The 18,142-nt window shown below is 70.9% G+C and carries 15 protein-coding genes and 1 tRNA gene; 6 read left to right on the top strand and 10 right to left on the bottom strand.

Features of this window, described 5'->3' with window-relative positions:
* Positions 1-59 precede the first annotated feature (59 nt).
* Complete coding sequence (locus ACFXJ5_RS04570) at positions 60-2,114, top strand: ArnT family glycosyltransferase (RefSeq protein ID WP_384626777.1); 2,055 nt, start codon at positions 60-62, stop codon at positions 2,112-2,114.
* A 316-nt stretch (positions 2,115-2,430) separates the two neighbouring features.
* Here ACFXJ5_RS04570 and ACFXJ5_RS04565 read toward each other — a convergent pair whose 3' ends face one another.
* From ACFXJ5_RS04565 to crcB (ACFXJ5_RS04530), 8 genes are all read right to left on the bottom strand, one after another.
* Entirely contained in the window at positions 2,431-3,030 is a 600-nt protein-coding gene (locus ACFXJ5_RS04565; RefSeq protein ID WP_384626774.1) for a DNA-3-methyladenine glycosylase I, read from the bottom strand.
* On the bottom strand, positions 3,002-3,766 hold the full coding sequence (locus ACFXJ5_RS04560; protein ID WP_384626772.1) for a hypothetical protein: 765 nt from the start codon (positions 3,764-3,766) through the stop codon (positions 3,002-3,004). Before ACFXJ5_RS04560 ends, ACFXJ5_RS04565 begins: the two co-directional genes overlap by 29 nt.
* 49 nt (positions 3,767-3,815) lie before the next feature.
* Positions 3,816-3,891 (bottom strand) — tRNA-Glu (locus tag ACFXJ5_RS04555).
* Between the two features lie 49 nt (positions 3,892-3,940).
* A complete protein-coding gene (locus ACFXJ5_RS04550) occupies positions 3,941-5,482 on the bottom strand; it encodes a metallophosphoesterase (protein WP_384626769.1) in 1,542 nt (513 codons plus the stop codon).
* Between the two features lie 141 nt (positions 5,483-5,623).
* On the bottom strand, positions 5,624-5,983 hold the full coding sequence (locus ACFXJ5_RS04545) for a metallopeptidase family protein (RefSeq protein ID WP_384626766.1): 360 nt from the start codon (positions 5,981-5,983) through the stop codon (positions 5,624-5,626).
* Positions 5,984-6,029: 46 nt separating this feature from the next.
* Positions 6,030-6,389, bottom strand: a complete 360-nt coding sequence (gene crcB / locus ACFXJ5_RS04540; RefSeq protein WP_384626764.1) for a fluoride efflux transporter CrcB — start codon at positions 6,387-6,389, stop codon at positions 6,030-6,032.
* Positions 6,386-6,730 carry a DUF190 domain-containing protein gene (locus ACFXJ5_RS04535; protein WP_384626761.1) on the bottom strand — a complete coding sequence of 115 codons (345 nt, stop codon included), beginning with the start codon at positions 6,728-6,730 and terminating at the stop codon, positions 6,386-6,388. Before ACFXJ5_RS04535 ends, crcB (ACFXJ5_RS04540) begins: the two co-directional genes overlap by 4 nt.
* A complete protein-coding gene (gene crcB, locus ACFXJ5_RS04530) occupies positions 6,727-7,200 on the bottom strand; it encodes a fluoride efflux transporter CrcB (protein WP_384626759.1) in 474 nt (157 codons plus the stop codon). Before crcB (ACFXJ5_RS04530) ends, ACFXJ5_RS04535 begins: the two co-directional genes overlap by 4 nt.
* 95 nt (positions 7,201-7,295) lie before the next feature.
* Between crcB (ACFXJ5_RS04530) and ACFXJ5_RS04525 the strand changes: the two genes are divergently transcribed.
* The 5 genes from ACFXJ5_RS04525 to ACFXJ5_RS04505 all read left to right on the top strand — a co-directional run bounded on the left by ACFXJ5_RS04525 (position 7,296) and on the right by ACFXJ5_RS04505 (position 16,845).
* Complete coding sequence (locus tag ACFXJ5_RS04525; protein ID WP_384626756.1) at positions 7,296-7,784, top strand: hypothetical protein; 489 nt, start codon at positions 7,296-7,298, stop codon at positions 7,782-7,784.
* A 202-nt stretch (positions 7,785-7,986) separates the two neighbouring features.
* Positions 7,987-10,050 carry a DEAD/DEAH box helicase gene (locus ACFXJ5_RS04520; RefSeq protein WP_384626754.1) on the top strand — a complete coding sequence of 688 codons (2,064 nt, stop codon included), beginning with the start codon at positions 7,987-7,989 and terminating at the stop codon, positions 10,048-10,050.
* Between the two features lie 149 nt (positions 10,051-10,199).
* The gene (locus ACFXJ5_RS04515) at positions 10,200-13,295 is read left to right on the top strand and encodes an FG-GAP-like repeat-containing protein (RefSeq protein WP_384626750.1); all 3,096 of its coding nucleotides are present in this window, start codon (positions 10,200-10,202) and stop codon (positions 13,293-13,295) included.
* A 52-nt stretch (positions 13,296-13,347) separates the two neighbouring features.
* Positions 13,348-15,264 (top strand): hypothetical protein, encoded by a 1,917-nt coding sequence (locus ACFXJ5_RS04510; RefSeq protein WP_384626748.1) that lies wholly within the window; start codon positions 13,348-13,350, stop codon positions 15,262-15,264.
* A 60-nt stretch (positions 15,265-15,324) separates the two neighbouring features.
* Positions 15,325-16,845, top strand: a complete 1,521-nt coding sequence (locus ACFXJ5_RS04505; protein WP_384626745.1) for an amino acid permease — start codon at positions 15,325-15,327, stop codon at positions 16,843-16,845.
* Here ACFXJ5_RS04505 and ACFXJ5_RS04500 read toward each other — a convergent pair.
* Both ACFXJ5_RS04500 and ACFXJ5_RS04495 read right to left on the bottom strand, forming a co-directional pair.
* On the bottom strand, positions 16,832-17,569 hold the full coding sequence (locus ACFXJ5_RS04500; protein WP_384626743.1) for an SDR family NAD(P)-dependent oxidoreductase: 738 nt from the start codon (positions 17,567-17,569) through the stop codon (positions 16,832-16,834). The two genes, ACFXJ5_RS04505 and ACFXJ5_RS04500, sit on opposite strands and share 14 nt — an antisense overlap.
* Positions 17,570-17,598: 29 nt before the next feature.
* Positions 17,599-18,120: a phenolic acid decarboxylase gene (locus ACFXJ5_RS04495; RefSeq protein ID WP_384626740.1), complete on the bottom strand. Its 522-nt coding sequence runs from the start codon at positions 18,118-18,120 to the stop codon at positions 17,599-17,601.
* Positions 18,121-18,142: the final 22 nt, after the last annotated feature.

The following is an 18,142-nucleotide window of genomic DNA, read 5'->3' as shown; positions in this document are numbered from 1 at the left end:
GGCGCCTTGACCGTCTTCCGGGCTGACGCGAGCCACGTCGCCGCCCGGAAGGTCCGTTCATGCTCAGCACCACCGTGTCCCATGTGCCCGCCGGCTCCCCCCGGCGGGCACGCCCCCGTATCGTCGCCCGCGCAGGGATCCGATGGCGGTCGCCAAGGGATCAGCCCGCGCACGCCCGGCCCGCGCTGCTGGTGATCCTCGCGGTGGCGGCCGTGCTGTTCACCTGGGACATCCAGCACAGCGCGTACCACGCGTTCTACGCCGAGACCGCGCGCAGCATGACCGCGAGCTGGAAGGGCTTCCTGTTCGGATCGTTCGACCCCGGCAACTCGATCACCATCGACAAGCTGCCGGGCTTCCTGTGGCCGCAGGCGCTGTCCGCGCGGATCCTCGGCTTCCATCCCTGGGCGCTGACCCTGCCGCAGGTCGTCGAGGGTGTGCTGAGCGTGGCGGTGCTGTATCGGGCGGTACGCCGCTGGGCGGGCGTCAACGCGGCTCTGCTCGCGGCGGGCGCCTTCACCCTCACCCCGGCGATCGCCGGGCTGTTCCGTACCCAGGTCGAGGACCCGGCGTTCACCCTGCTCCTGCTGCTGGCCGCCGACGCCACGCTGCGGGCGGCACGCGAGGCCCGGCTGCGCCCGCTGCTGGCGGCCGGGATGTGGGTGGGGCTGAGCTTCCAGGCCAAGATGCTGGAGGCCTGGGCGGTACTTCCCGCGCTCGGGCTGCTCTACGCCGTGTCGGCCCCGACCGCGCTGCGCCGGCGGCTGGCGCACCTGGCGGTGGCGGGTGCCGTGTGCGTGGCGGTGTCGGCGTCCTGGGTGCTGTTGGTGACGGTGACCCCGGCCAAGGACCGCCCGTACATGGACGGCACGACCAACAACTCGGCGGTCAGCATGGCCGCCGGCTACAACTTCCTCAACCGCTTCTCCTCGCTGGGCGTCAGCGCGAAGGACACCGGCAGCGTTTCGGCGTCGGTCATGGCCGGCGCCACACCGGCGCCCAGCTCCGGCCAGACTCTCGCGGACTGGGGGAAGATGTTCGGCAAGTCGCTGGCCACGCAGATCGGCTGGCTGTACCCGGCGGCAGCGCTCGCGGCGGTGTGCGGGCTGGCGTGGCGGCGCGGCAGGCCCCGGGAGGACCCGTTGCGGGCGGGTTTCCTGCTGTGGGGGGTGTGGCTGGGGACGTACTTCCTGGTGTTCAGCGCCGGGGCGGTCGGCAGACATACGTACTACATGGGTGTCGTCGGCGTACCCATCGCAGCGCTGTTCGGGGCCGGGATGGTGCAGTTCTGGCGCGCCTGGCGCCGCGGCAGCCGCGGCCGGGCGTGGGCGCTGCCGACGGCTGTGGTGAGCACGGTGGCCTGGTCGGCGTTCGTCGCGCGGCAATTCCCCACCTTCCTGCCATGGCTGGTCCCGGCCGCCGTCGTCCTCGGCGGCGCGTCACTGGTGCTGCTGGCCGTGTCCCGTACCGATTCCCGGGCTGCGCGGCGGCGGATGGCCGTGCTGGGCCTCGGTGTGGGGCTCGCCGCGATGCTGCTGCCGTCCGCCGCGTGGGCGTCCTCGGTGCTGAACCCCAAGTACGGCCACTCCGGCATGGGCGCGGCCGGCCCGGTGACCATCCGGACCACCACGAAGAAGCCCGCTCCGGCCCTGGCGGGAGGCGCCTCGGACCCGCTCGAGGCACACATCGGGCAGGCCGGGGGCCAAGGGGCCGCCCACCCGGCGCCCGCTTCCGGCAAGCCGTCCGCCGGCTCCGGCAGCCACAGCGGGCTCAACCCCGAGCAACAGCGGCTGCTCGCCTTCACCCGTGTCCACCAGAACGGCGCCCGCTATCTGTTCGCCACCACGAGCTGGCGGTCCGCCTCGGCGTACATCCTGTACGAGGGCGCCAAGGTGCTCCCGATGGGCGGCTTCACCGGCGCCGTGCCCACCCCGACCCGTACCGAGTTCCGGCACCTGGTGGCCACCGGCCAGGTGCGCTACGTCGTACTCGGCGGCGCCGCCACCATTCCGGGCCGCTCGATCGCTGCCTGGGTCCGGGCCCACTGCACCCGGACCGACTACCAGCCCGAGCGGCTCTACCTCTGCCTGCCCTCATCCGCCGCGCAGAAGTGAACGCGACGAGTTCGAAGCGGCTGTGGAGCGCTCGCACCCCGACATCGCCGACGCCTCCGGCATGACCAGTCTGGCGGGCCGAAGAGTCCTCCCCGTGTCGGAGATGCTCGGCGCGGGTGTTTGTCCGCCGATGGCGGTAGGTCGAGACGAACGACGAGGCGCTTCGAACTCAGTCGGCCGGCATCAGAAACGAGACCCGGTCAGCTCGGTAGGAGTCGAACACGACTTCTACCGGCTGCCCACCGAACCGTGCCCATCGCATCGTCCTTGACCTGGACGTACTCCAGCAGCCACCCCCCTTGACCGACTGCCGGCTTCAACGGTTCCGGACCGCAGCGGGGTAGTCGGTCGCTCGGAAGCACCCATGGACGTGGTCGTTGACCACGCCGACGTTCTGCATGAACGCGTACACACTCGTAGGTCCCACGAAGCGGTACCCCTGCGACTTCAACTGCTTCGCGAACGCCTCCGCCTGCTGGGTCGACGTGGGTAGGTCGGCGACGGAGCGCGGGGCCCGCTTGCGGGTGATCTCGTAGGACTTCGCGAGCGCCACGAGGCTCGGCGACGCGGACATCATCGCGCGGGCATTGTCCACGGTGGCCTGGATCTTGCCACGGTTGCGGATGATCGAGGCGTCCTGTACCAGCCGGTCGACGTCCCGCTCGGTCATCGCCGCGACCTTGGCGACGTCGAAGCCCCGGAACGCCTTGCGGAACGCGTCCCGCTTCCCGAAAACCACCGACCAGCTCAGCCCGACCTCGAACACGCCCAGGGTCAGCGCCTCGAACATCGCGGACTCGTCGTAGGCGCGGGAACCCCAGACCTCGTCGTGGTAGCGGCCGAAGGCGGTGTCGCCGGCGCCGGCCCAGGCACAGCGTGGCTTCCCGTCATTCCCGATGATCACATCGCTGCTCATCCGTGCCTCCAGCGTCCCGCTCCGTCCAGCCCCGAATCTGTCCCTTTACCTTTGCCTCGAAGGGCCCTTCGGTTCGTTCATACCTGGTTCTCTCCGGCTCCGCCTGCCAGGTGAACTGCGCGTCTTCGATGTCGATCGGTGTCTGCCGGGGGGAGTAGAACCGGGCCCGGGGATGGAGTCGCTCGGCCACCCGGGCACCGTCGTCCTGCTCGATCGTGTGGCGCTGCGGTTCCCATGTGGTGTGGAATCCGGGTCCGGACCGCCCGAGCGAGCAGGTCCTGCATGGTGCCACCCTTCTGGTACCGGTCCTCACCTTCGGAGCCTCGCCCCGGGGATCAGCCGATCTGACCGGCACGACCGGAGCGATCCCGATGGCGCTCGTGGACGCGGCGACGAAGGCCGCCCGTTCCACCGCGCCGATCCGGCCCACCGGATCCGGCGAGGCTGCGGGCGGCAGCACGCTGTCGTCCAGGGTGATCAGGGTGAACCCGGCGTTCTCGGCCACGGCGGCGGCGCGGGCCACGCGACGCGGGCTGAACAGCCGGTCGGGCGAGTGGTCGGCGCGCGGTGCCCAAGGGGATGCCGCACAGAGCATCCGCGACGGAAAGTAATCACGTGCTTGCGGAAGTTCAGGGGGAGGGATTCGCACCCGTGCGAGCGCCAGAGTCTCCGAATGCCCAGGTGGAAGCTGGTTTCGGAGGGCCAGGCCGAGGTCGGCATCGGTGACGCCGAACATTACGATGGCGTAAAAAATACGGTCCGACCTGCGGTAACGCAAAGTAGCGTGGTGCCCCCAACGGGATTCGAACCCGTGCTACCGCCTTGAAAGGGCGGCGTCCTGGGCCACTAGACGATGAGGGCTCATGGCACCGGAAGCATATGGGATGCCCCTGGGTAGCGCCAAAACGGATTACGGAGTGCCGCCGGTCGATGGGGAGGCGCCCGGCTTCACCTCCGCCGGCAGGTGCCGGCTCACCTCCGCCGTGGTCAGGCCGAGGCCGCCGAGCGTGATCTCGTCCCAGGCCTGCAGTTTCTTCGTGTCGCGGTCCAGGTAGAGCACGGAGGCCATGATCTTCTGCGGGGTGGTGCCCTCGACCGCGCGGAGGCCGCCGCCGCCCGTCGAGCCCTCGATCATCAGCCGACTGCCCTTGTCCAGGGTGGTGACGTCGCGGTGGTGGAGGTGGCCGCTGAGGATCAACGGGACCGTGCCGTCGGCCTGTTGGGCGGCCACGGGGTTGTGGGCGATGGCGATGTCGACCTTGTCGCCGGTGGCGTTCTGCTTCCTGATCGCGGTGGCCAGTTGCTGCCCGGCGGCCTGCTCGGCCGGGTCACCGGCGGCGGCCACGGAGCGGTCGGGGGTGAACTGCGGGTCGCCGATGCCGGCGATGCGCAGTCCCTTGACGCTCACGGACTCGCCGGTGTCGACGACGTACGCGTTCTTGCGGCTCGCGACCGAGTTCTGGCTGCTGATCGAGTCGTGGTTGCCGCGTACGTAGACGTAAGGAGCGCCGAGGTCCGGGATGCTGGAGGTGAAGCCGTTCTCGGCGGCGGTGCCGTGGTCCATCAGGTCGCCGGTGTCGACGATGACGTCGATCTTGTACTCGGACACTATCGAGCGGATGATCTCCCAGGCCGCCGGATTGAGGTGGATGTCCGAGACGTGCAGCACCCGCAGCGTGCTCGGGTCCGGGTTGTACGCGGGCAGGGTCGAGGCCGCGTCGTACAGCTTGGTCATATTGGTCACCAGCCGGGCCAGTTCCTGCTGGTAGACGTCGAAGTCGCTGACGATGCTGCGGGCGTTGCCCACCACCGAGGGTGCGCTGCTCAGCAGCCCGGAGAACCTCGGCTCCAGGACGGACTTCGGGTTCCATGTCGCGTACGCGACCCCGCCGCTGGCCAGCAGCAGGACGAAGGCCAGCCCGCCGGCGGCCAGGGCCCGGCGCGGCCTGCGGTACACCGCCAGGCCCAGGACGGTCGCGCCGACCAGGACCGCGCCGGCGGAGGTGGCGCCGAGCTGGATGAAGCTGCGCCGGACGTCCTGGGTGACCTCGCCCTCCAGGCCGCTGAGCCGCTCGGGGTGTTTCACCAGGGTCTGGGCGCGCACCGGGTCGAGGGTGTTCACGTCCACCTGGAGGCGCAGCGGGCCGTCGTGGCTGTCCAACACCAGGGCGCCGAGCGGCGAGACGTTCACCTTCGTGTCGCCGGTCCAGGAGGGGTGGAGCGACATCCGGGTGTTCATCGGGCCGACCGGCTCGTTGATGCCGCCGAGCACGACCAGGCCGAGCCAGCCGCCGATCAGCGTGACGGCGACCAGGGCGAGCGCGCGGGTATAAGGGTGGGCTGGTCGGGTGAGGGAGAGCGTGGGCTCGGAGTGCCGGGCCCGGTAGCGGGCCTTGATCGTGGCGGGCAGTGAACGGATGCGCTGGAAGCTCTTGGGCAGATCGCCGACCATTGCCCACGTATGCCCGTAAGGCTGCCGCGGTATGCCCGGCGCATCCGTTCGCCTTCGGCGGTTCGCCTTGGGGCGTTCTGCGTCGGGGTGTTCGGCCTTGGGGGGGGTCGGCCTTGGGGTGTTCGCGTCGGGCGTCGGGCGTCAGCCCCAGCCCAGCTCGTGCAGCCGCTCGTCCTCGATGCCGAAGTGGTGGGCCACCTCGTGGACCACGGTCGTGGCGACCTCCTCCACGACCTGTTCCGGCGAGCCGCACATCCGCAGGATCGGGCCCTTGTAGATGGTGATCCGGTCCGGCAGCACGCCCGCGTACCACTCGCCGCGCTCGGTCAACGGCGTGCCCTCGTACAGCCCGAGCAACCCCGCCCCATGGGAGCCGGACGGGTCGGGTTCCTCCTCGACGAACACCGCCACGTTGTCCATCACCCGGGTCAGTTCCGGCGGGATCCGGTCCAGTGCATCGCTTACCAGTTCCTCGAACGCATCGCGCGACATCTCCAGCACACGGCCATTGTCCGCCCTGCCGCCCCTCCGGACCCCTGCCCCACGCCTAACCCCACACCGCCGTCGCCACCGCCGCGCCCGCGAAGGCCGCGCCGACGCCCGCCACGAGGCTCGCGACGACGTTCAGCGCGGAGAAGAGCCGGGCGCCCTGCTCGGCGAGCCGCAGGGTCTCGTACGAGAAGGTCGAGTACGTGGTCAGGGCGCCGCACAGGCCGGTGCCGAGCAGGAGCTGGAGGTGCGGGGAGACCGTGCCGGTGAGCAGGCCGAGGAGCAGGCAGCCGACGACGTTGACGGTGAAGGTGCCCCAGGGGAAGAGGGTGTCGTGCCGGGACTGCACCGTACGGTCCGTCAGATAGCGGAGCGGGGCGCCGATCACGGCGCCGGTGATGACGAGGAGCCAGTTCACGCGCCGGGCTTCCTTCCGGCGTACGTGATGACCTCGACCTCGTCGACGATGACCAGGCCCTCGGTGACCAGCTCGTCGAGCTGGGGGAGGAAGGCGCGGACGCGGTCCTCGCTGTCGACGATGACCACGGCGACCGGCAGGTCCTCGCTGAGGGACAGCAGCCGCGAGGTGTGGACGATCGAGGACGCGCCGAAGCCTTCGACGCCCCGGAAGACGGAGGCGCCGGCCAGCCCGGCGGCGTGGGCGCGGTGGACGATCTCGCTGTAGAGCGGGCGGTGGTGCCAGGTGTCGTTCTCGCCGGTGAAGATCGTGACCCGCAGAGCGGGGCCGCTGAGTCTCATCGGGTCCTCCGACCACGCAGGTTCACGGTGCGGCGGGTGAGGGCCGCCGCGGCCCATACGGCCAGCAGTGCGGCCACCGGGGTCGCCGCGAGGTAGGCGAGGGCGAGAGGCGCCCGACCGTGGTCGACGAGCCGGTGGATGTCGACCGCGTACGTCGAGAAGGTGGTGAAGCCGCCGAGCACCCCGGTGCCGAAGAAGGGCCGCACGAGGCGGTGGGCGGGGCGGATCTCGGTGATGACGACCATGAACACGCCGATGACGGCGCAGCCCAGCGCGTTGACGCCGAAGGTCGTCCAGGGGAAGGTCCCGGTGGCCGTCGGCCACAGCAGCCCGGCGCCGTAGCGGGCGCACGCGCCGATGGCGCCGCCGAGGGCGACGACGGCGACGGCCGGGCCCTGGCCGTGGAGGGGCGAGGGTGGGCGCGCGGAGGCCGTGGGGCTCACCACCACCTGCGAATCAGCGCCGCTCATCCACCTCTCCTGCCGCCGTGGCCAACGTTACCGGAGGGGCCCGGAGCCCGTTGGGCAGCGCGAAGCCGCCGACTCCAGCCCAACGAGGTGCCCCCGTGACCCCCCTCCGTAACGCCGCCGCCCTGCTCCTGCCCGTACTGGCCGTGACCGGTTGCATGAGTGTGGGCGGCTCCGGCGACGACCCCAAGCCGCACGGCTCCACCGCCGGGGCGGCCGAGGCGGGCGGCACCGGCGGCGGGCAGTCGGACGGCGGGCTGCGGCTGCCGGGCGGCCGGCATGCGGCGGCGGCCGGGACGCCCTCGGCCTCGGGCTCGGGCTCGGCGTCCGGGTCGCCGTCGGCGAGCGCGCAGGAGTCGGTGCCGGGGCCCACGCAGGGGCCGGGGGAGTCCGGGAAGCCGTCGGCCAAGCCGTCGGCCCCTTCGTCCTCGGCGAAGCCGTCGGAGTCGGCCGAGCCGCCGTCCGCCTCGCCGAGCCACCCGGACCCGTCGCCGACCTCGCCGGGGGACTCCGCGACCCCGTCGCCCTCCAGCGCGCCGTCCGTGGCGGGGGCGGAGGAGCAGCCCCCGGTGGGGCCGATCGACTGAATTGGCCAAAGCGACCCATCATGCGTATGCTGGTAGATCGTTTGATCCCATTGCCCGGCGCCACTGCACTCTCTTGATCAGCAAGAGAGGAAACGCGCCACGTTGGCGCGTTCCTTTTCTCCTGTGGCTGACCGCATCGAGGCGGTTGTAAGCAACCTGCGGAGCTGGCGCGTGCCGAGTCTCCGAGAGGTTTAGCTTCAGCATGTCTATTGACACTGCCGACCGTTCCGTCATGCCCATCGACGAGTCGATCGACACCGCGGCCGCCGCCGACACCACGGCCGACGCCGCGACCGACACCACCCCCACCGTCACCTTCGCCGACCTCGGCCTCGCCGACGCGATCGTGCGCAAGCTGGCGCAGAACGGTGTCACCACCCCCTTCCCGATCCAGGCCGCGACCATCCCGGACGCCCTGGCCGGCAAGGACATCCTCGGCCGCGGCCGCACCGGCTCCGGCAAGACCCTCTCCTTCGGTCTGCCGCTGCTCACGCAGCTCTCCGGCGGCCACACCGACAAGAAGCGCCCGCGCGGCGTCATCCTCACCCCGACCCGCGAGCTCGCGATGCAGGTCGCGGACGCGCTCCAGCCGTACGGTGACGTGCTCGGCCTGAAGATGAAGGTCGTCTGCGGCGGCACCTCGATGTCGAACCAGATCTACGCCCTCGAGCGCGGCGTCGACATCCTCGTCGCCACCCCGGGCCGCCTGCGCGACCTGATCGACCGTGGCGCCTGCAAGCTCGACCAGATCCAGATCGCCGTCCTCGACGAGGCCGACCAGATGGCCGACATGGGCTTCCTGCCCGAGGTCACCGAGATCCTCGACCAGATCCCGCAGGGCGGCCAGCGTCTGCTGTTCTCCGCCACGCTGGAGAACGAGATCGACACCCTGGTCAAGCGCTACCTCAAGGACCCGGTCGTGCACGAGGTCGACGCCGCCCAGGGCGCCGTCACCACGATGTCCCACCACGTCCTGGTCGTGAAGCCCAAGGACAAGGCGCCGGTCACCGCCGCCATCGCCGCCCGCAAGGGCCGCACCATCATCTTCGTCCGCACCCAGATGGGCGCCGACCGCGTCGCCGAGCAGCTGCGCGAGGCCGGCGTGAAGTCGGACGCCCTGCACGGCGGCATGACCCAGGGCGCGCGCACCCGCACCCTTGAGGACTTCAAGTCGGGTTACGTCAACGTGCTCGTCGCCACCGACGTCGCCGCCCGCGGCATCCACGTCGACGGCATCGGCCTGGTCCTGAACGTCGACCCGGCCGCCGACCACAAGGACTACCTGCACCGCTCGGGCCGTACCGCCCGCGCCGGTGAGTCCGGCACGGTCGTCTCCCTGGCCCTGCCGCACCAGCGCAAGCAGATCTTCCGCCTGATGGAGGACGCGGGCGTCGACGCCTCGCGCCACATCATCGGCGGCGGCGGTGCCTTCGACGAGGACGTCGCCAAGATCACCGGCGCCCGTTCCCTCACCGACGTCCAGGCCGACGCGGCCGGCAACGCCGCCCAGCAGGCCGAGCGCGAGGTCGTCGAGCTCACCCGTGAGCTCGAGCGCCTCCAGCGCCGCGCCACGGAGCTCCGCGAGGAGGCCGACCGCCTCACCGCCCGCGCCGCCCGCGATCGGGGCGACGACCCGGACGAGGCCGTCGCCACCGCCCAGGCCGAGGCCGCCGCAGCCCTCGCCGCCATCCCCGAGCAGCCCAAGCGCGTCGAGGAGCCCCGCGAGGAGCGCCAGGAGCGTTCCTTCCAGCGCCGCGACGACCGGGGCAACTACGACCGCCGCCGCGACGAGCGTCCCTCGTACGGCCGCCGTGACGAGCGTCCCGCGTACAACCGGGACAACCGTCGTGACGAGCGCCCCGCGTACAACCGGGACAACCGCCGCGACGAGCGTCCCGCCGGCCGTTCCTTCGACCGCCGTGACGACCGTCCGACCGAGCGTCCCGCGGGCCGTTCCTTCGACCGCCGCGACGAGCGCCCCTCGTACGGCCGCCGCGACGACCGCCCGGCCTACAACACCCGTGACCGCCGGGACGACCGTCCCGCCGAGCGTCCCGCCGGCCGTTCCTACGACCGCCCCTTCAACCGCGACCGCCGCGACGACCGCCCCTCGTCCTTCAACCGCGACCGCGACACCAACGACCGCCGTCCCTACGGCCGTCGTGACGACCACCGCCCCAGCACCGGCACCGGCTCGGGCTCCGGTACCGCCACCGGCTCCTTCGGCCGCCGTGACGACAAGCCGCGCTGGAAGCGCAACGGCTGACCTCGGCTGAACGGCTGACACCGCGAAGGCAAAAGAGCGGGCCGGGACGATTCTGTGAATCGTCCCGGCCCGCTCTTTGCCTTTCCTTTGCCCCTGCTAAGATCCGCTCACGTGTACGGGGGGCGGGGCCCTCCAGGGGGAGGGATCGAGTGGCTCGTCATGCCCTCGTGCGCGGGAGCATCGCCGCGCTCATATCCATGGGACTCGCCGTCGGGGCAGTCTCGTTCAGTACGAACGCCGTCGCGGGCACCACGTCCGAAGTGGTCATTCCGGCAACGGACCGGAGCACGGTCCGGGGCGCCAAGCTGCTGTACGCGGGGAACAACGGCTACCAGAGCGACGGTGCGGGTGCCGCCGGGGTCTTCCACACCGAGGAGGGGCTCGACGGCGCGCAGTGGACGCGCTATTCGGACGGGCAGAGCTTTCCGGTCACCGCGTCCGGCCTCGCCGACGTCACGTCGACCACCGGTACCGGTACCGACGCGCTCGCCTACTACAGCGCCGCGTCGCGGCAGGTCGAGCTGCGTGACATGGCCACGGACACCGCGAGCACGGTGACCATCCCGGACGGGCTCACCTTTTACCGTACGTTCGGCTCAACCGTCACCGCATATGTGAGGGTGACGGCCGAGGACGGCACGATCTCCTACGTCTGGCACCTCCTCACTCCCGCCGGAGACGGCGGCACGCGGGATCAGATCGTCACCGGCCCGCCCGACGGCTCCAGGCTCGGCGCATCGGTCGGCGGTGACGAGACGTCGGTCGTCTTCACGGCGGTCACCGCGGACGGGCAGCGCCGGTACCTCCTGGTGGACCCCGCCACGGCGGCGGTGACCTCGTACACCGCCCCGATCGCAGTGGCGAGCACGGACCGGTACGTCCTGCTGACCCCGGACTACCTGGGCTGGTACACGAGCAGCGGTTCGGTGACCGTCGTTCCGCGATCCGACCCGGGCGCGCAGCCGACGGAGGTCGCCGGGTCCACAGCGGCTTCCCGGGAAGGGGGCTACGACCTGGCGATCGTCGGGGACTCGCTGGTCTATCAGACGGCATCCGGCTCCGCGATCAAGGCCGTGCCGTTGACCGGCGGAACCGCTGTCACCCTGCTGGCCCAGAGCACCTACCAGGTCTCGGCAGCCTCCGACGGCACAGCCGTCGCCATCGGCGGCACCGGCGTGACCGACTGGGGTATCCGCCGCATCGTCGAGGGCGCCGACGGGACGCCGGTGGTCACCACGGCGAAGAAGCTGCCGCCCGTCCCCGCGACGGTGCAGGGGTTGGCCGTGGCCCAGGGCGCGCTGGTCACCACCGACTCCGCCGCCGGCAGCCGCTGGGACTACGTACGCACCCTGAGCGCCCAGGGCCCGCTCACCTACGGGGCCCGCACCCGGCTGACCGACTTCGAGTACCCGGTGTTCGACTGTGACGAGGGCGACGAGGGCTGCCGGGCGCTCCACGGACTCGGCGACGGGCGCTTCGCCCGGGTGGTCGGGAAGTCGGGCAACACGAACACCATCTACAGCGACGGCCCCGGTGCGTACGACTGGGCCGAGAACTCCGTCCCCCTGGGCGGGAAGATCACGGACGCCAACCTCGACTACATCGTCTACACCCTGGCCGATACGCACACGCAGTACGTAGTCCGTGTAGGCAGCGCCACTCCGTTGCAGCTCACCGCCACCTCTGCTGCCCTCTGGGCGGGCACGCTCTGGACGCCCGGCACCACCGCCGGAACGGTCACCGCGCTCGACCTCGAGACGACGGAGACCAAGGAGACCGTCGACACCGGCTCCGGCTGCGTGCCGTCCGAACTGCAGGCGCTCGGCCGTTGGATCTACTGGTCCTGCACCGGCTCGTCCGGCACCGCCGGGGTCTACGACCGTACGACGAAGAGTTCCGTGAGCGTGCCGTCCGGCCAGGCGCTGCTGGGCGACGGTTACGTGGTCAGCCACGACAAGTCGGCCGGCGAACTCGTCCTCACCGACGTCCACTCGGGCACAGCGGTGACCAGCACGCTCGGTGACCTCCCGGACGACGGCACGGACCAGCGCCATCTGCGCTGGGACGTCGACAAGTTCGGGTCGCGGGTGGCGTACGCGGACTCCTCCGAGCAGGTGCACGTGGTGGACACGGGCATTCCGGCGCAGGCCATCACGTCCCTGCACACGGACAAGACCGGCACGACCGTGGACGCCGGCACCTGGTCGGTCATCTCCTCGTACGTGCTGTCAAAGCCCGCCGCCTCCTGGACCGCCGTCATCAAGCGCAAGGCGACCGGGAAGACCGTCGATACGCTGACCGGCAGTGCGACGCGCGGCCGGCTGGAGGTCGCCTGGGAGGGCTGGACCGCCGAGGAGAACCCTCTCCCGAACGGCGCCTACACCTGGTCCCTGACCGTACGATCCGCCGACGGCGACAACTCGGCCATCACCGACAGCGGCACCGTCCATGTCATCGGCGGCGAAGCCGTCTGGCGGGACTTCTCCGACGACGGCGACGACGGCTTCGGCGACCTCTTCGCCGTCACCTCCAGCGGCCGGCTCAAGACTGCCAAGGGCACCGGCACCGGCACCCTCTCCAAGGCCGGGAACGTCGGCCCTGTCTGGGAGGGTTCGGCGAAGGTCGTCCCGGTGGGAGACCTGACCAAGGACGGCTGCAACGACCTGCTGGTTCGCCGTTCCTCCGGCAACCTCTGGCGCTACGCGGGCACTTGCGGGAAGTACGACATCGTCGAAAGCGGGCGCGTGAAGCTCGGCACCGGCTTCAATCAGTACAACGTCCTGACCTCGCCGGGGGACATCACCGGTGACGGCCGCGCAGACCTGATCGCGCGGAAGTCCTCGAACGGCGCGGTCTACCTCTACGCGGCGACAAGCGGTGGCAAGCTCAAGAGCCGGGTGAAGGTCGCCTCCGACTGGTCGGGCTACAAGAAGGTCGTCGGTGTCGGTGACCTGAACGGCGACGGGTACGGCGATCTGCTGGCCCAGGACAAGTCCAACCGGCTGTGGCGCTACAGCGGCAACGGCAAGGGCGGCTTCAAGGGCCGGGTGAAGATCGCCTCCGGCTGGGGGTCGTCGTACAACGCCGTGGTCGGGGTCGGCGACATCACCGGGGACGGCAGGGCGGATCTGGTGGCCCGCGACACGTCCGGGAATCTGTACCGCTACGCCGGCGACGGCAAGGGGTCCTTCGGGGCCCGTAAGAAGATCGCGACGGGCTGGAAGGGCTACAAGGGCCTGTTCTAGGCCGTGTGTCCTTCGGGTTCCTCCATCACCAACACTTTCCCTGGGGAGAAGCGTGACAAAGGCTCACAGACGAGCCCGCATATCGGCCGCCCTGGTCGCTGCGGCGGTCATCGGGTCGGGCGTGACGGCCGTGACTGTTCCGACGGTCGCCGCGGCGGCCACCACAGCGGCGGCGTGGGGCAAGCCGACGCAGCTGACGGGTACGGCGGACGCGATCAGCCTGACGGATGTCGTGGTCGCGGCGGACGGCTCGGCCGTCGGGATGTGGTCCCGCAGGCCGGTCGCGGGGTCCGTGTACGAGCTGCAGGTGGCCCGGCGGGCGGCGGGCAGCAGCAGTTGGGGAGCGGCTCACACGCTGGCCGACATCTCGACCGAGAGCGGTTACGGGACGCTGCTGGCGTCGGCGGACGGCACGGTGACGGCGGCCTGGGTGGAGAACGGCTCCGAGGACCGGCTGCTGACGGCCGTACTGGCGAAGGACGGCTCCTCGTGGTCGGACCCGGTGGAGGTGACGTCGGCGAGCACGCTGGCGTTCGTCCACCTGGGCGAGGACGCGGCCGGCGTGGTGACGGCTGTGTGGATGAACGGCTCCACCAAGTCCGCCGTGGAGTCGGCGGACCGCGCGGAACCGGGCGCGGCCTGGACGGCTCCGGTACAGCTGGCGTCGGCCACGGGCACCGGGGAGTACCTGGGGGAACCGCAGCTGGCGGTGGCCGCCGACGGTACGGCGACGGTCGCGTACGGCGTGGAGACCGAGGCCGGCTCGACGGTGCATACGGTCACCAGGGCGGCGTCCGCCACCGCGTGGGGCGACCCGGTCCTGGTGTCCGACGCCGGCACCTCGTCCAACTCGCCGAGGATCGCCGCCGGCGCGGACGGTGCCGTCACCGTGGTGTGGGTGGCCCGTGACCTGTCCACCGAGGACGCGACGCTGGTGTCGGCCACCCGGCCGGCCGGGAGCGCGGCCTGGGGTGCCGTCGGGACGGTGACCGCCACCGCCGACCTGTCCGAGACCCCGGTCCCGCTGACCGGCCCGAACGGTGACGTCACGCTCGTGTGGGTCGACTACACCGGCTCCTTCGGCACCCGTACCGCCACCCGGTCGGCCGCCACCGGCACGTGGTCCGCCGTCAGGACGCTGTCGACGCATTACGTGCCCGAGCAGTTCGACGCGGCGATCGCCGCCGACGGCACGGTGCGCGCGGTGTGGACGCAGAACGTCAGCGACGCGGACGAGGCCGAGCGCGTGCTCGTCTCGGCCACCCGGGCCGCCGACGGGACGTGGGGCGGGCTGACGACGGTCAGCGCGGCTTCGGCGGAGTCCGTCTACGGCCAGGTCGCCGTCGCGCCCGACGGCCGGGCGACGGCCGTCCTCGACACCACGGTGGACGACGACGGCATCGACACCAACTGGCAGCTCTCCGTCGCCACCACGCTCCCCGTGGCGACCGGCCCGACCCTCTCCGGCACCGCCCGCACCGCCTCCACCCTCACCTGCAAGGTGAGCTGGAGCGGGGCCACGTCCCCGACCTCGTACGCCTGGCTGCGCGACGGCAAGGCCATCGCCGGGGCCACCGCCGCCAAGCGCAAGCTGACCGGCTCCGACTACAGCCACAAGATCGCCTGCCGGGCCTCCGCCGCCAACGAGGGCGGCACGGCCACGGCGACCTCGGCCGCGAAGACGGTCGCGGTCGGGCCGGAGCTGACGGCGACCACCAAGCCGTCGATCAAGGGCACCGCGAAGGTCGGGCAGAAGCTGACGGCGAAGCCCGGCACCTGGAGCCCGGCGGCGACGTCGTACAGCTACGTCTGGAAGCGCGCCGGCAAGGCCATCAGCGGGGCCACCAAGTCCACGTACAAGCTGGTGAAGGCCGACAAGGGCAAGAAGATCACGGTGACGGTCACGGCGAAGCGCACCGGCTACGCCAGCGGCAAGGCGACCAGCAAGTCGGTCACGCCGAAGGGGTAGTCGGCGGCTGTACCGAAACGTGACGCATGTCACGCCCCCGGCAAGGGAATTGCTGGGGGCATGACAGCACCCAAATCCGATGCCTCACCCGCGTCCGAAGCGCCCCAGCCCCTCTCCGACGAGGAGCGCCTCCGCCAGCTCGGCTACACCCAGGTGCTGGCCCGCCGCATGTCCGCGTTCTCCAACTTCGCCGTCTCGTTCACCATCATCTCGGTGCTCTCCGGCTGCCTGACGCTCTACCTCTTCGGCATGAACACCGGCGGCCCCGCCGTCATCACCTGGGGCTGGGTCGGCGTCGGCCTGATGACGCTCATCGTCGGCCTGGCGATGGCCGAGATCTGTTCGGCCTACCCGACCTCCGCCGGCCTCTACTACTGGGCGCACAAGCTGGCGCCCCCGCGCAGCGCGGCGGCGTGGGCGTGGTTCGCGGGCTGGTTCAACGTGCTCGGGCAGGTGGCGGTCACCGCCGGCATCGACTTCGGGGCGGCCTTCTTCCTCAACGCCTACCTGGACCTGCAGTTCGGCCTCACGGCGACCCCCGGGCACACGATCCTGCTCTTCGCCGCGATCCTCGTCCTGCACGGCGGCCTGAACACCTTCGGGGTGCGGATCGTCGCCGTACTGAACGACATCAGTGTGTGGTGGCACGTCATCGGCGTCGTGCTCATCGTCGGCGCGCTCACCTTCGTGCCCGGCAAGCACCAGTCGACGTCCTTCGTCTTCACCCACTTCGTCAACAACACCGGGTGGGGCAGCAGCTTCTACGTCGTCCTGCTCGGCCTGCTGATGGCCCAGTACACCTTCACCGGCTACGACGCCTCCGCCCACATGACCGAGGAGACCCACGACGCCGCCACCGCCGGGCCGCGCGGCATCGTACGGTCCATCTGGATCTCCTGGATCGCCGGTTTCGTGCTGCTGCTCGGCTTCACGTACGCGATCCAGGGCTACGACGAAACCCTCAAGAGCCCGACCGGCGTGCCCCCGGCGCAGATCCTCATCGACGGGCTGGGCGCGACCGCGGGCAAGCTGCTCCTGCTCGTCGTGATCGGGGCGCAGCTCTTCTGCGGCATGGCGTCCGTAACCGCCAACTCCCGCATGATCTACGCCTTCTCGCGGGACGGCGCGCTGCCCTTCTCCCGCGTCTGGCGGCACATCAACCCGCGTACGAAGACCCCGACGAACGCCGTCTGGCTGGCCGCCCTGGGCGCCCTCGTCCTCGGCCTGCCGTATCTGATCAACGCGACCGCCTACGCCGCCGTGACCTCGATCGCCGTCATCGGTCTGTACATCGCGTACGTCATACCGACCCTGCTGCGCCTCGGCAAGGGCGACGCCTTCGAACGCGGCCCCTGGCACCTCGGCCGCTGGTCCCGCCCCATCGGCGTGCTGGCGGTGATCTGGGTCGTCCTGATCACCGTGCTGTTCATGCTGCCGCAGCTCAGCCCGGTCACCGTCAACAGCTTCAACTACGCCCCGGTCGCGGTGGCGGTGGTGCTGGGCTTCGCGGCGATGTGGTGGTTCGTCTCGGCCCGCCACTGGTTCATGAAGGCCGCGCCCGTTTCGTCTACCGAAGATTGAGGCCGCCGTCGAGGACGATCACCTCGCCGGTCAGATACGTACTCCCGATCACGGACGCGACCAGGTCCGCCACGTCCTCGGGCTGCGCCGGGCGGCGCATCGGCGACCGCTCGTTCCACAGCTCGTGGGCGTCGGCCCAGTCCCGCGTCATCGGCGTGTCCACCAGCCCCGGCGCGATCGCGTTCACCCGAACGGCCGGACCCAGCGCGGCGGCGAGCAGCCGGGTGACGTGGTTCAGCGCGGCCTTCCCCGCCGCGTAGGGGATCGACGACCCCTTCGGCCGAACCCCCGCATGGCTCGTGATGTTGACGATCGCCCCACCGCCGGGCGCCTCGCGCAACGCCGGCAACGCCGCCGTGCACAACACCCAGGGCGCGATGAGATTGACCTCCAGCAGCTCGCGCCAGACCTCGGGCGGCGCGGCGGCCAGATCCGCGTGCGGGATCGGCCGGCTGATCCCGGCGTTGTTCACCAGCACATCGAGCCGTCCCCCGTGCCGGGCGAGCACGGTCTCCACCAGCGCCCGCGCCTCTCCCTCGTCGGCCAGATCCGCCTGCACGTAGCTCCCGCCCACCTCCGCCGCGATCCGCTCACCCCGCTCCCGGCTGCGGCCCGAGTGCACGACCACCCGCATCCCGTCCGCCGCCAGCCGCCGCACGACCGCCTCGCCGATCCCCGACGTCGATCCCGTCACCAGGGCCACGGGGTGCTGATCTTTCGCCATGTCCGCGATCCTGCCACGGCGCCCGTCGGTCAGTTCGTCCGGGACGCGTAACCCCCGGGCAGCTCGCCGGGCGCGCGGTCGACGACGCTCTCGTCGTCGGGCGCGCACTGCTCGAAGAAGGTGATGTACGCGAACTCCGGCACCACATAGACGGGGTAGGTCGGCCCCTCGTCCCTGAACCGGCGCATCTCGTCCAGGTGCTCGTTCTGGAAGCACACGGTCCGCTGCGGGTGCTCCTCCACCCAGTGCGGGAAGAAGATCACGCCGTGCAGCCGCCGCTTTCCCGGCATGACGTTCACCGCGACGGACGTGCCGGTCGGCTCGGTCCACGACACCTTGTAGCTGTCCGCGTCCAGCCGGACCAGGTCGATGGCCTGGTCCTTGACCCAGCGGCCGCCGACCATGCCGGAGTGGATCCGGTAGTCCATGGTCGTCGCGTTCTTGACGTACATCTCGTACTGCCAGCCATTGGCGTACGTGTAGATGAGGTGGGCGCCGACGAATTCGGACAGGTCCTGCTCCGGGACCGGGTTCTGGACGCTGGTGGTCATGTTTGTGCGGCTCCTTGCGTGT

Origin of the sequence: Streptomyces sp. NPDC059373 (assembly GCF_042751495.1) — a bacterium.
Taxonomy (GTDB): domain Bacteria; phylum Actinomycetota; class Actinomycetes; order Streptomycetales; family Streptomycetaceae; genus Actinacidiphila.
This window is presented reverse-complemented; position numbering and strand designations above follow the sequence as displayed.

What these genes read in the sequence shown, in the direction of transcription:
- ACFXJ5_RS04570 (WP_384626777.1), top strand. Translation starts at nt 60, where the DNA reads ATGCTCAGCACCACCGTGTCCCATGTGCCCGCCGGCTCCCCCCGGCGG.
- ACFXJ5_RS04565 (WP_384626774.1), bottom strand. Translation starts at nt 3,030, where the DNA reads ATGAGCAGCGATGTGATCATCGGGAATGACGGGAAGCCACGCTGTGCC.
- ACFXJ5_RS04560 (WP_384626772.1), bottom strand. Translation starts at nt 3,766, where the DNA reads ATGTTCGGCGTCACCGATGCCGACCTCGGCCTGGCCCTCCGAAACCAG.
- ACFXJ5_RS04550 (WP_384626769.1), bottom strand. Translation starts at nt 5,482, where the DNA reads ATGGTCGGCGATCTGCCCAAGAGCTTCCAGCGCATCCGTTCACTGCCC.
- ACFXJ5_RS04535 (WP_384626761.1), bottom strand. Translation starts at nt 6,730, where the DNA reads ATGAGACTCAGCGGCCCCGCTCTGCGGGTCACGATCTTCACCGGCGAG.
- crcB (WP_384626759.1), bottom strand. Translation starts at nt 7,200, where the DNA reads ATGAGCGGCGCTGATTCGCAGGTGGTGGTGAGCCCCACGGCCTCCGCG.
- ACFXJ5_RS04520 (WP_384626754.1), top strand. Translation starts at nt 7,987, where the DNA reads ATGTCTATTGACACTGCCGACCGTTCCGTCATGCCCATCGACGAGTCG.
- ACFXJ5_RS04505 (WP_384626745.1), top strand. Translation starts at nt 15,325, where the DNA reads ATGACAGCACCCAAATCCGATGCCTCACCCGCGTCCGAAGCGCCCCAG.
- ACFXJ5_RS04500 (WP_384626743.1), bottom strand. Translation starts at nt 17,569, where the DNA reads ATGGCGAAAGATCAGCACCCCGTGGCCCTGGTGACGGGATCGACGTCG.
- ACFXJ5_RS04495 (WP_384626740.1), bottom strand. Translation starts at nt 18,120, where the DNA reads ATGACCACCAGCGTCCAGAACCCGGTCCCGGAGCAGGACCTGTCCGAA.